Origin of the sequence: Rhizobium sp. BK399, assembly GCF_014194695.1 — a bacterium.
GTDB lineage: Bacteria > Pseudomonadota > Alphaproteobacteria > Rhizobiales > Rhizobiaceae > Rhizobium.
In genome coordinates, this window is sequence record NZ_JACIAH010000002.1 from 20,155 (window position 1) to 33,185 (window position 13,031).

Sequence of the window (13,031 nt, forward strand, 5' to 3'; positions counted from 1 at the left end):
GGCCTTGGCGCATCGGGCAAACGATCATGGCAGACGAGAGTACATCTTCATTCTACGACGACAACGCGGCAACCTATGCCTCGCGGCAACGCAAGCTGCCGGTACGGCGGCTCGATGCCTTTCTGTCGTTGCTCCCGCCCGGTGCGGCGATCCTCGATCTGGGTTGCGGTGGAGGACAGGACAGCGAGTATATGCTGTCGAAGGGCTTCGCCGTAATGCCGACAGACGGATCACCGGAAATAGCCAGGCAGGCCGAAAGCCTCCTCGGTCACTCCGTCGCGGTCCTGCGCTTCGAGGATCTGGACGAGGAAGAAGCATTCGATGGCGTTTGGGCAGAGGCAAGCTTGGTGCACGTCCCGCGAGCCACCCTTCCCGAGGTGCTGGAACGGATCCGCACTGCGTTGCGGCCCGGCGGCACCTTTCACGCCACTTTCAAGGCGGGCGAGGCCGAAGGGCACGATGCGTTCGGTCGCTACTACAACTATCCGTCGGCGGAGCTACTCTCGGAAATGCTGAGCAATGGAGGCTGGCATAACATAGTCATCAGTGAAGGCGACGGCACCGGCTATGATGGAAAGCCTACCCGCTGGCTTGCTGTACGGACGCAAAAATAAAGGCCGGAACTTTCGTCCCGGCCTTCGTGATCCAGCACTTTGAAGCCGCTTAGTTGACGGACTTGTCGACCAGCTTGTTCTTGCCGATCCAAGGCATCATGCCGCGGAGCTTCGCGCCGACTTCTTCGATCTGGTGGCTGTCGTTCATGCGGCGGATGCCCTTGAAGCGCGAGCCGCCAGCCTTGTATTCCTGCATCCAGTCGGACGTGAACTTGCCGGTCTGGATGTCGTGCAGGACGCGCTTCATTTCAGCCTTGGTTTCAGCCGTGATGATGCGCGGGCCGGTGACGTATTCGCCCCACTCCGCCGTGTTCGAGATCGAGTAGTTCATGTTGGCGATACCGCCTTCATAGATCAGGTCGACGATCAGCTTCACTTCGTGCAGGCACTCGAAGTATGCCATTTCAGGCGCGTAGCCTGCTTCAACCAGCGTTTCGAAGCCGGCGCGGATCAGCTCGACGAGACCGCCGCAGAGAACGACCTGTTCGCCGAAGAGGTCGGTTTCGCATTCTTCGCGGAAGTTGGTTTCGATGATGCCCGAACGACCGCCGCCGACGCCGCAAGCGTAGGAGAGAGCGAGTTCAAGAGCGTTGCCCGAAGCGTTCTGGTGAACAGCAACGAGGCAGGGAACGCCGCCGCCCTTCTGGTATTCGCCGCGAACCGTGTGGCCCGGGCCCTTCGGCGCGATCATGACGACGTCGAGCGAAGCCTTCGGCTCGATCAGGCCGAAGTGAACGTTAAGGCCGTGTGCGAAGGCGATAGCCGCGCCGTCACGAATGTTGCCGGCGATGTCGGCCTTGTAGATGTCGGCCTGCAGTTCGTCAGGCGTTGCCATCATGATCAGGTCGCCCCACTTGGCGGCATCGGCAACGGTCATGACCTTGAAGCCGTCAGCTTCTGCCTTCTTGATGGTTGCCGAACCGGCCTTGAGAGCGATCGCCACGTTGGCATGGCCGCTGTCCTTCAGGTTCAGGGCGTGTGCGCGACCCTGGGAACCGTAGCCGACGATGACGACGTTCTTCGACTTGATGAGGTTGAGGTCTGCATCACGATCGTAATAGACGCGCATTTGAATGTCCTTCCCTTTGCTTGTCCTGTGACTGTTGTAAGTGGGATCAGCCGACCAGCGGCATCTCCGCCAAAACCTTTTCCGTGCCGTAGAGGCGCAGAAAGGCGGAAACCGCCCTCTCCGCCTGACGCGCGGTATCCTTGAGACCCGGCTCGCCGAGCAGCATGCGAACATGCAGATCGGAAACGATCAGGCCGTAGAGCGTGTGATATGCCTCATCGGCATCATGGAAGCGCAAAAGCCCGGCGCGCTTGCCCGCGTCGATCAGGCCCATGGCGCGGCGATCAATCTGGCGGCGGCCCCGCTCAAGGAGCAGCTTGCCGAGCTTGGAGCCGTCGCGATGCGACTGGCCGATGGCCAGACGGTTGAGCGCCAGCGAAACATCACCGGCGAGAACCTCAAGCAGGTCCTTTGCGAAGATGACAAGGTGATCGTGCAGGCTGGCTGATGTCAGCCGCTCGCCATTGCGCTCGAAGGTGCGCACCTTGCTGGCCTGATAGGCGATCATGGCGGACAGCAGTCCGTCGCGATCGCCGAACCACTTATAGAGGCTTTCCTTGGAGCAGTTTGCGGCACGGGCAACGCCCGACGTCGTCAACGCCTTTTCGCCGCCATCGACGAGCAGCCGCAATGCCTGCTCTAGAACTGCGTTTTGGCGCGGCGAAAACTCGCTGGGCTCCAAATTATCGACGGCCACGGCCTCACTCCCAATAAGTACCGTACGGTACGGTTCGCGGGCTTTATGCTGCAATCCACCATGCGCGTCAAGCGGCCTGTGGGGAAAATCTCATACTGCAACACACTCAAAAATCTCGGCCGTTCACGTCCCGCTCGAGATCAACCACGCACGCTCAAGTGCGCTCGACCGGTTCGCGCGCAGCCTCCATGTCTCGCGCGGGTGACAAACCGTAGATCCGGCTGTATTCGCGACTGAACTGCGACGGGCTCTGGTAGCCGACCCGATGCCCCGCCGTTCCGGCATCCAGGCGTTCGACTAGCATTAGACGGCGAGCCTCATGCAGCCTCAACTGCTTCTGATATTGCACCGGCGTCATCGCCGTGATCGACTTGAAATGATGATGGAAAGACGAGACGCTCATATTGACCTGCTCGGCGAGATCCTCGATCCGCAGCGAGCTTGCGAAATGCTGCCGCAGCCAGGCAATGGCTCGCGCGATGCGGTTGCCGTGACTATCGGCGACTGCGATGTTGATCAGCCGACCGCCATCAGGCCCAGTGAGCACACGGTAGAGGATCTCCTGCTCGATCAACGGCGCCATCGCTGCGATATCCTTTGGACGATCGAGCAAACGCAGCAGCCGAACGGCCGCATCCAGAAACTCCGGCGTCGCAACATTCACCGCAATGCCGCGGCCCGGCCCCTGCGCTATCGGCCGTGGAATATCGGCTCGACTCAGCAATTCGAGAACCTTTTCGCTATTGATGCCGAGCGTCAGACAAAAATGAGGAATCTCGGCGCTCGCCTCGACCACGCGCCAGATGACAGGCAGATCGAGCGACGTCAGAAGATAATCGCCTGCCCCATAGTTGATGACGTCGGTTCCGAGACGGAGGCTCTTGGCCCCTTGGATAACAATGGCAATGCAGGGCCGGTAGCTGCCGTGACAGGGTGCGCTCGGCGTATGCCGGCGGCTGATCCCAAGGCTCTCGATGGCGGTGCGGAACTCACCCTCGGCGCCGGCATGTCGAGCGGCAATCGAAGCAATTTCCTGGTAGGGATTGAACGGCAATGTCATGCGAGGAAACCTTCATCTGCGGCGCCGGGATGCGCAGTATCTAGGATAGGTTCGCGCGCCCGAGAATAGCCCGTCCCTTCAATTTTGCAGGATCGTGCAAAAACCGCGGAGGATTGCTCTACCGCATGGAACTCGATCCGTTGCATCTTCGGCCATCCTCCCAGCAACCCGAAAGGAAGTCTCGGATGCCTATCGCAAAAGGCTATGCTGCCACTGACGCGTCGAAACCACTTACCCCCTTTACGTTCGAACGACGCGACCCCAATCCGGATGACGTTGTGATCGACATCAAGTTTGCCGGCATCTGCCATTCGGATATCCATACCGTCCGCAACGAATGGAAGAACGCCGTTTACCCGATCGTGCCGGGCCATGAGATTGCCGGCATCGTCTCCGCCGTCGGCTCGGCGGTGACCAAGTTCAAGGTCGGCGACCGCGTCGGCGTTGGCTGCTTCGTCGACAGCTGCGTCGGCTGTGCGACCCGCGACGTCGACCGCGAGCAGTACATGCCGGGTCTCGTCGGCACCTACAACGAATTCGAAGCCGACGGCAAGACGCGCACTCAGGGCGGTTACTCCGACTCGATCGTCGTCAAGGAAGGCTACGTGATGAACATCCCGGACAACCTTCCGCTCGATGCTTCCGCCCCGTTGCTCTGCGCCGGCATCACGCTCTATTCGCCGCTGCGTCACTGGAATGCCGGTCCCGGCAAGAAGATCGCAATCGTCGGCATGGGTGGCCTCGGGCACATGGGCGTCAAGCTCGGCGCGGCCATGGGGGCTGAGATTACCGTTCTGTCGCAAACCCTCTCCAAGAAGGAAGACGGTCTCAAGCTCGGCGCCAAGGAATACTACGCTACCAACGACCCGGCGACATTCCAAAAGCTCGCCGGTGCCTTCGATCTGGTGATCTGCACGGTCAGCGCTGAAATTGACTGGAATGCCTATCTCGGTCTGGTCAAGGTCGACGGCGCCTTCGTCGTGGTCGGCGCACCGGAAAACCCGATCCCGGTCCACGCTTTCTCGCTGATCCCAGGCCGCAAGAGCATTTCCGGCTCGATGATCGGCTCGATCAAGGAAACCCAGGAAATGCTGGATTTCTGTGGCGAGCACAACATCGTCTCCGAGATCGAGACGATCAACATTCAGCAGGTCAACGAAGCTTACGAACGCGTTCTGAAGAGCGACGTTCGCTACCGCTTCGTCATCGATATCGCCTCGCTGGCTGCCTGACAAAGACGCAAAGGGCGGCCTTGAGCCGCCCTTTTTCTATTTCCGATCGTCGTCGCGCATCGTTTCTTTCTGCGTAATCAGCCGCGCGCTATGCTGGCCACTCAGATAGATCCACAGCCAACTCCAGGCCACCGCGAAACGCGAACGCGTCCCGATCAGGAAGTAGATATGGGCAATCCCCCATATCCACCAGGCAATCCAGCCTTTCAGTTTGATGCGGCCGAAATCGATGATGGCGGCACTTTGACCGATCGTCGCAAGGCTGCCCTGATGGCGGTAGCGGAACGGCGGAGGCGCCGGCTTCGCCGCGAGGCGCGCCCGGATCACCTTGGCGACATAAGCGCCCTGCTGCTTCGCAGCCGGTGCGATTCCAGGCACGGGAGCACCGCCTTCCTGGATAACCGACGCCGTGTCCCCGACGACAAAGACATCCGGAAGTCCTGGTGCCGTCAAATCCTTCCCAACGATGACGCGCCCCGCCCGATCTGCCGGAACATCGAGCCACTTGGCCGCGGGCGATGCCTGCACGCCTGCAGCCCAGACAATCGTGCGGCTGGCGATGAACCCCTCACTTGTCGAGACACCTTCTGCTGTGCATTCCATAACCCGTTCGCCGATATGCAACTCGACGCCCAGTTCAGTGAGAGCCTTGCTGGCATAGGTAGAAAGCTCCTCGGCGAAGGTCGGAAGCACTCTTGGCCCAGCCTCGACAAGGACGACCCGCGTCTTTCGCGTATCGATACTGCGAAACTCGCGCGGCAGGGTCTTGCGTGCGAGTTCGGCGATGATTCCGGCAAGTTCGACACCGGTCGGCCCAGCGCCGACGATCGTAAAAGTCAGAAGCGCATCGCGAACGGCAGGATCGGCTTCAGTCTCGGCCCGTTCGAAGGCCAGCAGCACGCGCCGACGAATTGTCGTCGCATCCTCCAATGTCTTGAGCCCAGGCGCCACCGGCTCCCAATCGTCGCGCCCAAAGTAAGCGTGGGTCGCGCCTGTGGCGAGAACGAGGGTGTCATAACGCAGCGTCATGCCGCTACGTAAGGAAACTTCCTTTACGGCGGTATCGACGCCAACGACTTCACCAAGCAACGTCGTCACATCCTGCCGGTCGCTATAGAGATGCCGGATGGGCCACGCGATTTCGGATGTGGAAAGGATCGTTGTCGCCACCTGGTACAGCAGAGGCTGGAAGAGATGATGATTGCGTCGGTCGACGAGCGTGATCCGAAGCCCTGCGCCCTTGAGATCGTTGACCAGTTGCAATCCACCGAAGCCACCGCCGATAACGACAACATGTTGCTCGCTCATGACCTGCCTTCCGTGTCATTTCGCCAAAGCCAATGTCGTTGATCCAACGCAGCTTTCAAGCTTCCTTTCCGCATAGCTCGCCTGCTCACGGCGATGGTCGAGAAGTATCGACGGCGGTCAGTCCGCGTAGGCCACGGGGATCGATGTTCCGCTTTTCAGCAACTCCATCGATATGGACGCGGAGACGTCGAAGAGTTCGATCTTGCGAACGATTTGCTTGTAGATCACGTCGTAGTGCTCGACGCGCGGGAGTACGATTTTCAGAATGTAATCGTAGTTCCCGGTAAGGCGGTGCGCCTCGACGATCTCGGGAACGGCGCTGATTGCCCGGCGAAATGTCTCGATCCATTCGTCCGTGTGGTGTGCCGTCTTGATCAACGCAAACACCGTTGTCGGGACGCCCATCTTCGCGCGGTCGAGCACCACGATCCGCCGTGCAATGTGACCGCTCTCCTCCAGCCGCTGGATGCGCCGTGAACAGGCCGAGACCGACAAAGCGACCTTCTCCGCAAGATCCGTCACCGAAATGCCGGCATCAGCCTGCAATAATTCAAGGATTCGGCGGTCGCGATCATCCAGCATTGAGCCCTCCAGGAGTGGCGAGTTAATTTTGCACAATATTGCCATCTTGTGCAAAACTACAGCGCAAATGGGGAGTTCGGATCAAAGAAAGCAAACCATTTGCGCGATGATTGATGCATGATTTCGCCAATAGGAAATTCCAGACGGGGAGCATAACCAGAATGCAAACAATCGGACTGATCGGCGGAATGAGCTTCGAAAGCTCGGCGGTTTATTATCGCATGATCAATGAGATGGTGCGCGAGCGCCTCGGTGGACTGTCTTCGGCGGAGTTGTTGATGCACTCCGTCAATTTCGACGAGATTGTTTCGATGCAGAAAGCCGGTGACTGGGACGCCGCCGCAAACCGGCTCGGCGACGTTGCCCTGCATCTGCAAATTGCCGGCGCGCGTTGCGTGCTGATCTGCACGAACACCATGCACCTGATCGCCGATCAGGTTGCCTCACGCATCTCCGTGCCGCTGATTCACATCATCGACGAGACCGCTGAATCACTGAAGGCAGCCGGATGCAAGCGCCCGCTGCTGCTTGCGACCCGATACACAATGGAGCATGGCTTCTATGCCGATCGCATGAAGAGGCTCGGCGTCGACATCGTGGTTCCCGAAGCCGCCGACCGGACATCCGTTCACGACATCATCTTCAACGAGCTTTGCGCCGGCAAGGTGCTAGACAGCTCGCGTGAGAAACTGATGCAGATCATCGAACGGGAGCGTGCCAAGGGTGCAGATGGAATCATTCTCGGTTGCACGGAAATCTGCCTCATCCTCGACCCGAACCGGCTGCCGCTACCCGGCTTCGACACGACTGAGATCCATGCAAGGGCGGCTGTCGAGTTCGCGCTCGCTGACGAAACAGTTGACGAGACGGTCGCCGCCTAATGTGAATTTAATTGACTCAGTCAAATAAAAGCAGGACAAAATCTCCTAATCGGAGGTTTTGTCCATGGCTGATTCAGGTTTGATCGACGCTGCCCGCGACTTCAATCGCTTCTACACAAACTTCTTGGGGGTCTTGAACAAGGCCTATCTCGATACCGAGTTCACGCTGACTGACGCGCGTGTGCTCTTCGAGATCGGCTCCAGCAAGGGCGTCAGCGCCGTCGCGTTGGCGCGCGATCTGCATCTCGACCCCGCCTATCTCAGCCGCATCCTCAAGCGCTTTCGTGCCGCCGGACTGATTGATACGGCGCCTGATCCCAGTGACCTTCGCAGCCAGATCATCACAGTCACCACCAAGGGACACGATCAGTTCGAGGAACTTGGCCGACGCTCCAACGCTCAGATCGCAGAGCGTTTTGCAACGCTGGTCGATGGCGAACCCCAAAGCATCGTGACTGCAATGACGGCCATCCGTTCACTGCTGGATTCCGACGCGTCGCCACCTCCGTTAATCGTCCGAGCGCATCAGCCTGGGGATATCGGCTGGATCGTTCAGAGCCAGGGAAAAGCCTATACCGAGGAGTACGGCTGGGACATGCGCTTCGAGGGTCTTGTCGCCGAGGTCGCCGGCAAGTTCCTGGCAAATTTCGATCCTTCAATGGAGTATTGTTGGATCGCAGAACGTGCAGGCATCAACGTCGGCTCTATCCTCGTCACCAACGGCGGCGACGGCATCGCCAAGCTTCGCTTGCTCTACGTGGACAAGGCGGCGCGCGGTCTCGGACTCGGCAAGATGCTGGTGGACGAGTGCATTCGGTTCGCGAGGGCGAAGAAATACCGTCAGGTATCGCTCTGGACGAACGACGTTCTGCACGCGGCGCGCGGCATCTATGTGAAGGCGGGCTTTCGCCTTGTCTCCGAAGAGCGACACCGAATGTTTGGTCCGGAGGAGAATGGCCAAACCTGGGTTCTTGACCTCTGATTTGCTGCGTCCCAAAAGTTTCGCTTGATTTGGAAACGATCATTTCCTAATTATTCCGCCATGACCATGGCGACCTTCACTGAGACGACCCGGACACGCGGTAGACCACGCGAATTCGATCGCGACGCAGCGCTCGACAAAGCGCTGCAGGTCTTTTCCGAGCGCGGCTATCAGGCCGCGTCGATCAGTGAGCTTACCGAAGCCATGGGCCTTGCTTCAGGCAGCATCTACAAGGCTTTCAAGGACAAGCGCGGCGTGTTCCTCGCTGCTTTCGACCGATATCGGACCATTCGTCGCGCGTTGCTGGACGAACGCATGGCGAAAGCCGAAACCGGCCGCGACAAGATCCGCGAGGTCCTGACACACTACGCGCTCTCCTCGCACGGCGCCGCCGGTCTGCGTGGCTGCCTGGTCGTCGGCAGTGCGAACGATCTCGCCCTCTTCGACGAGAAGGCCGCCGAACATGTCGCTGCTGCCTTTGCCAGCAACGAGGCCCTGATCGCCGATCTCCTCCGACTCGGCCAAAGCGATGGCTCAATCTCAGGCGACATCGACATTGCCGCCACCGCCCGCTCGCTCCTTTGCTTGACCATGGGAATGCGCGTAGTGGGCAAAACGGGACCCAGCGAAGACGAGATGGCCGCGGTCGCTGCAACTGCAATGAAACTTCTGGCGTGAAACGGGTTGAATAAGACCCGCTTCAGCGCGCAACCTTTTTTGACATCCGATAGCCCCACCGGAGCCTACTATGAGCCTTTCGACCAACACGCGAAAACCCGTCGCGCCACAGACGATCTCGCCGTTGATGACATTTCTTTTCGCCGCCGCGTGCGGACTTGTCGCGGCGAATCTCTATTATGGTCAGCCGCTCGCCGGCCCGATCAGCGCGTCTCTCGGCTTCACGCCAGCGGCAACAGGCCTGATCGTTACGCTGACCCAGATCGGTTACGGTCTGGGCCTCCTATTGATCGTTCCGCTCGGCGATCTTCTGGAAAACCGCAGGCTCGTGCTGACGCTTATTGCGGTCTCCGCCGTTGCCTTGGTGGGTGCAGGTCTGTCATCGACTCCCGCAATGTTTCTTTTGGCCTCATTGAGCATCGGTCTCGCCTCGGTTGCCGTCCAGGTACTCGTCCCCTTTGCTGCTCATATGGCGCCGGACGCAATCCGGGGGCGCGTCGTCGGTAACGTCATGAGCGGGCTACTCTGCGGCATCATGCTGGCACGCCCGTTCGCCAGCTTCGTTGCGGAGGCGACGTCCTGGCACATGGTTTACTTCCTGACTGCCGCCGCCATGGTCGTGCTCGTCGTCATTCTAAGAGCCAAGCTTCCGGTCCGTGTCCCCCACACGCGACTGAGCTACGGCAAGCTGCTTGCTTCGATGGCAGACCTCGCCCTCCACTCCCGCGTTCTCCAGCGTCGCGCGCTTTATCAGGCGGGCATGTTCGGTGCCTTCAGTCTCTTCTGGACTACCACGCCGCTACTCCTTGCTGGCCCTCAATTTGGGCTGACGCAGAACGGTATCGCACTATTCGCGCTCGCTGGCGCGGCTGGCGCTGTGGCCTCGCCGATCGCCGGACGGCTCGCCGACCGCGGGCTCACGAGAGCGGCTTCCACACTGGCGATGCTGCTTGGAATGTCGGCGTTTCTCATCAGTCAATTCGCGACGGACAGCTCCCTAACGGCCCTGCTTTTGCTGACTGCGGCGGCTATCCTGCTCGATTTCGGAGTGACCACCAACCTTGTCTGTGGCCAGCGCGCCGTCTACGCGATCAGCGCCGAGCATCGCAGTCGCCTGAACGGCCTCTACATGGCGACGTTCTTTACCGGTGGCGCGATCGGATCGGCGGTGGGCGGCTGGGCTTACGCGACTGGCGGCTGGACGATGACTGCATGGATCGGTTTTTGCTTTCCAGCCCTCGCCTTCCTTCTCTTCCTTACGGAAGGCTTCGGCAGGCAGACAGTTTCAGACGTCGGCTGAATCGAATCTGAGCCGGGCGGCGCGAACCAAATCATGGTTTTCTTCCGCCCAGTTCAGCAGTAGCGCCAGAGTGCCGTAGAGCGAGCGGCCAAGATCGGTCATGCGATACTCGACGCTCGGCGGCTTGGTCGGAAAAACCTCCCGCTCGATGTAACCGTCACGCTGCAGGTCTCTCAATGTCTGCGTCAGCATACGCTGCGAGATGTCTGGGATCATCCGCCGTAGCTCTCCAAATCGATACGGACGCTTGGAGAGCGCCTCGAGCATCAGCGTCGACCACTTGCCGCCGATTTGCTGCATCATGTCCCGAACCGGGCAATTGTCGAAGTCGAGGTTGCTGAGGTCGACGTCGCGACGAACGCCGGAAGCCTTGTTCTTCAGGTTGAGGACGGCGCCGCTCATGCATGGTTCCCTTTTGGTAACGTAGAGCGAAAAAACTGCCCTCTTTACAGCTCGCAGTCAATTCCTAATCTAGAGCTAGTCTCTTTTTGAGACCTTTATCGAACCTAGAGGAAAGACATGAGCGAGACCATTCTCATCACCGGTGCTGCCGGCCAGCTCGGCCAGCGGATCATTCACCATCTGCTCGAGACCGAAACGGTTCCTGCTGCAAACATCATCGCCGCAACGCGCGACACCGCCAAGCTCGGAGACCTTGCCGCCAAGGGTGTCGCCACCCGCAGGGCCGACTTCGACGACGCCGCCTCGCTCGAAGCTGCCTTCAAAGGCGTCGATCGGCTGCTGATCATCAGCACTGACGCGCTCGCCGTCCCCGGTCAACGCCTCAAGCAGCACAAGGCAGCGGTTGATGCAGCCGCCAAGGCAGGCGTAAAGCACATCGCCTACACGTCAATGCCATCGCCGGACAAATCGCTGGTAACCTTCGCGCCTGACCATCTCGGCACGGAGAACGCGATCAAGGCGACGGGCATCCCCTACACGATCATTCGCAATGCCTGGTACATGGAGAACTATCTCCATGGGATGCCGCACAATCTCCACTCCGGCACTTGGTACACGGCCACCGGCGAAGGCAAGATTTCAAACATTTCTCGCGAAGACTGCGCGCGTGCGATCGCCGCATCTCTTGCCTCCAACACCAGCCAAAGCGCGACCTATACGCTGACTGGAACAGAATCCCTGGACGCTGACAAGATTGCCGCCGTCTTGGCCGATGCAGTCGGAAAACCATTGAAGGTCGTCAGCGTCACGGACGAGCAACTCGGCCAAGGCATGCGCGGCGCCGGACTGCCTGATTTCGTCGCCGACATGCTCGTCTCCGCCGATGCGAACATCCGCGCCGGCAACTTTGATCTCGTAACGGCTGACTATGAGAAGCTGACCGGCGGGAAGCCCGAAATGCTCAAGGACTTCTTCGTCGCACACAAGACCGCGCTCATCGCTTGAGCCAGTCGACAAGGCCCGCTTTTGCACCGCGGAGCGGGCTTTCGCCCAATTCCCAGTCTAGATCTTCTGGCCGCACGCCCGGCAGAACCGCCGCACCGTTTCCGCCATGCCGAACTCAAGCGCATCTGCCGTCAATCCGTGGCCAATGGATACCTCGGCCAGCTTCGGAATTCGCTTTACCAGCGGCGGCAGATTCGCCACCGTCAAATCGTGCCCGGCATTGACGCCCAAGCCGATCGCCAATGCGGCGTCCGCAGTCTTGCCCAGTGCCTCGAGGATTGGTCCGGCCCGCTCCGGTGCGTCGAAACACCCGCCATAGGGACCCGTATAAAGCTCGATTCGGTCGGCGCCTACGACCTTGGCAACCCCAACAGCCTCGGCATCACCGTCGCCGTCGGCAAACAGCGATACACGCGTTCCCATCTTCTTGAGCCGCCCGATCACGTCAGCCAAGAAGTCCCGATGCTTGCGGAAATCCCAGCCATGATCCGACGTCGCTTGCGTCGGATCATCAGGAACCAGCGTCACCTGCTCCGGCGCAACGCTGGCGCAGAGCTCCAGAAATTCGTCAGTCGGGTAACCTTCGATATTGAACTCGGCATCCGGAAACTCATCGTCGATCAAGTTGCGGATAACCGGCAGGTCGGAGAAGCGGATGTGCCGCTGGTCGGGGCGCGGATGCACGGTCAAACCGCTTGCGCCGGATTGCAGCGCGATCCGCCCGAGTCCTTCTATGCTTGGCCACGGTAGATCGCGGCGGTTTCGGAGCATCGCGACGGCATTGAGATTGACGGAAAGCGTAGTCGGCATAGCGGGTTCCACTGAAACGAAGGACAAGTGTTTCTAAGCCAATGAGTCGTCAGGGACCAACGAGATTCGTACATGAATGCATGCAAATCCGTGATGGCGCGAGCGTTTCGTCCGTTAGCGGAACGGCTGCAAGTAGATTTGGTTCGGCCTTCGCGCATTAAACGGCCAAATGTTTCGCCAGGGCCCCTTTCGCCGCGAATCAACGTCGCTTCGTGAAGCTTTCAAGGCGGATTGCCCTGTAAATTAAAAGTCACTAATTTTGATACTAACAAAATACGTCAATCACGGGTAACGTAAGCTTGCGATATCGAAGAAGACACCGCCAAGTCCTTCGATAACTGGACAGGAACGCTAAGAGGAAACCCCACTCAACCGCACCCTTTGCAATGCAGTCGCATAATGAACACAACG

General features: G+C 59.5%; 14 protein-coding genes. 7 read left to right on the forward strand and 7 right to left on the reverse strand.

Translation table 11 applies throughout. The annotated features are described in order from the left end of the window. The first annotated feature begins 26 nt into the window (after positions 1 to 26). A complete protein-coding gene (locus tag FHT97_RS06630) occupies positions 27 to 614 on the forward strand; it encodes a class I SAM-dependent methyltransferase (protein ID WP_183754706.1) in 588 nt (195 codons plus the stop codon). Between the two features lie 49 nt (positions 615 to 663). Here the strand turns inward: FHT97_RS06630 and ilvC are convergent, their stop codons facing one another. From ilvC to FHT97_RS06645, 3 genes are all read right to left on the reverse strand, one after another. Continuing rightward, positions 664 to 1,683, reverse strand: coding sequence for a ketol-acid reductoisomerase (gene ilvC, locus FHT97_RS06635; RefSeq protein WP_088692034.1), 1,020 nt, complete (start codon positions 1,681 to 1,683; stop codon positions 664 to 666). 46 nt (positions 1,684 to 1,729) lie between these two features. Then, positions 1,730 to 2,395 (reverse strand): TetR/AcrR family transcriptional regulator C-terminal domain-containing protein, encoded by a 666-nt coding sequence (locus FHT97_RS06640; protein WP_183754803.1) that lies wholly within the window; start codon positions 2,393 to 2,395, stop codon positions 1,730 to 1,732. A 139-nt stretch (positions 2,396 to 2,534) separates the two neighbouring features. After that, the gene (locus FHT97_RS06645) at positions 2,535 to 3,440 is read right to left on the reverse strand and encodes an AraC family transcriptional regulator (RefSeq protein ID WP_183860813.1); all 906 of its coding nucleotides are present in this window, start codon (positions 3,438 to 3,440) and stop codon (positions 2,535 to 2,537) included. A 185-nt stretch (positions 3,441 to 3,625) separates the two neighbouring features. On the opposite strand from FHT97_RS06645, the gene FHT97_RS06650 reads away from it, so the two are divergent. Continuing rightward, positions 3,626 to 4,672: an NAD(P)-dependent alcohol dehydrogenase gene (locus tag FHT97_RS06650; RefSeq protein WP_114713100.1), complete on the forward strand. Its 1,047-nt coding sequence runs from the start codon at positions 3,626 to 3,628 to the stop codon at positions 4,670 to 4,672. 36 nt (positions 4,673 to 4,708) lie between these two features. On the opposite strand, the gene FHT97_RS06655 is transcribed toward FHT97_RS06650, so the two are convergent. Both FHT97_RS06655 and FHT97_RS06660 read right to left on the reverse strand, forming a co-directional pair. Next, a complete protein-coding gene (locus tag FHT97_RS06655; protein WP_183860815.1) occupies positions 4,709 to 5,980 on the reverse strand; it encodes an NAD(P)/FAD-dependent oxidoreductase in 1,272 nt (423 codons plus the stop codon). Positions 5,981 to 6,097: 117 nt separating this feature from the next. Then, positions 6,098 to 6,562 carry an Lrp/AsnC family transcriptional regulator gene (locus tag FHT97_RS06660; RefSeq protein WP_183860817.1) on the reverse strand — a complete coding sequence of 155 codons (465 nt, stop codon included), beginning with the start codon at positions 6,560 to 6,562 and terminating at the stop codon, positions 6,098 to 6,100. A 161-nt stretch (positions 6,563 to 6,723) separates the two neighbouring features. Between FHT97_RS06660 and FHT97_RS06665 the strand changes: the two genes are divergently transcribed. From FHT97_RS06665 to FHT97_RS06680, 4 genes are all read left to right on the forward strand, one after another. Then, positions 6,724 to 7,443 carry an aspartate/glutamate racemase family protein gene (locus FHT97_RS06665; RefSeq protein ID WP_183860819.1) on the forward strand — a complete coding sequence of 240 codons (720 nt, stop codon included), beginning with the start codon at positions 6,724 to 6,726 and terminating at the stop codon, positions 7,441 to 7,443. 64 nt (positions 7,444 to 7,507) lie between these two features. Then, a complete protein-coding gene (locus FHT97_RS06670; protein WP_183860821.1) occupies positions 7,508 to 8,425 on the forward strand; it encodes a bifunctional helix-turn-helix transcriptional regulator/GNAT family N-acetyltransferase in 918 nt (305 codons plus the stop codon). A gap of 60 nt (positions 8,426 to 8,485) precedes the next feature. Then, positions 8,486 to 9,103, forward strand: a complete 618-nt coding sequence (locus tag FHT97_RS06675; RefSeq protein WP_183860823.1) for a TetR/AcrR family transcriptional regulator — start codon at positions 8,486 to 8,488, stop codon at positions 9,101 to 9,103. A 70-nt stretch (positions 9,104 to 9,173) separates the two neighbouring features. Continuing rightward, positions 9,174 to 10,403, forward strand: coding sequence for an MFS transporter (locus FHT97_RS06680; protein WP_183860825.1), 1,230 nt, complete (start codon positions 9,174 to 9,176; stop codon positions 10,401 to 10,403). Here the strand turns inward: FHT97_RS06680 and FHT97_RS06685 are convergent. Beyond that, positions 10,389 to 10,805 (reverse strand): helix-turn-helix domain-containing protein, encoded by a 417-nt coding sequence (locus FHT97_RS06685; RefSeq protein WP_183754687.1) that lies wholly within the window; start codon positions 10,803 to 10,805, stop codon positions 10,389 to 10,391. The two genes, FHT97_RS06680 and FHT97_RS06685, sit on opposite strands and share 15 nt — an antisense overlap. A gap of 117 nt (positions 10,806 to 10,922) precedes the next feature. On the opposite strand from FHT97_RS06685, the gene FHT97_RS06690 reads away from it, so the two are divergent. Further along, positions 10,923 to 11,810, forward strand: coding sequence for an SDR family oxidoreductase (locus FHT97_RS06690; protein WP_183860827.1), 888 nt, complete (start codon positions 10,923 to 10,925; stop codon positions 11,808 to 11,810). Positions 11,811 to 11,867: 57 nt separating this feature from the next. Here FHT97_RS06690 and FHT97_RS06695 read toward each other — a convergent pair whose 3' ends face one another. Then, positions 11,868 to 12,620 (reverse strand): pyridoxine 5'-phosphate synthase, encoded by a 753-nt coding sequence (locus tag FHT97_RS06695; protein ID WP_183860829.1) that lies wholly within the window; start codon positions 12,618 to 12,620, stop codon positions 11,868 to 11,870. Positions 12,621 to 13,031 lie beyond the last annotated feature (411 nt).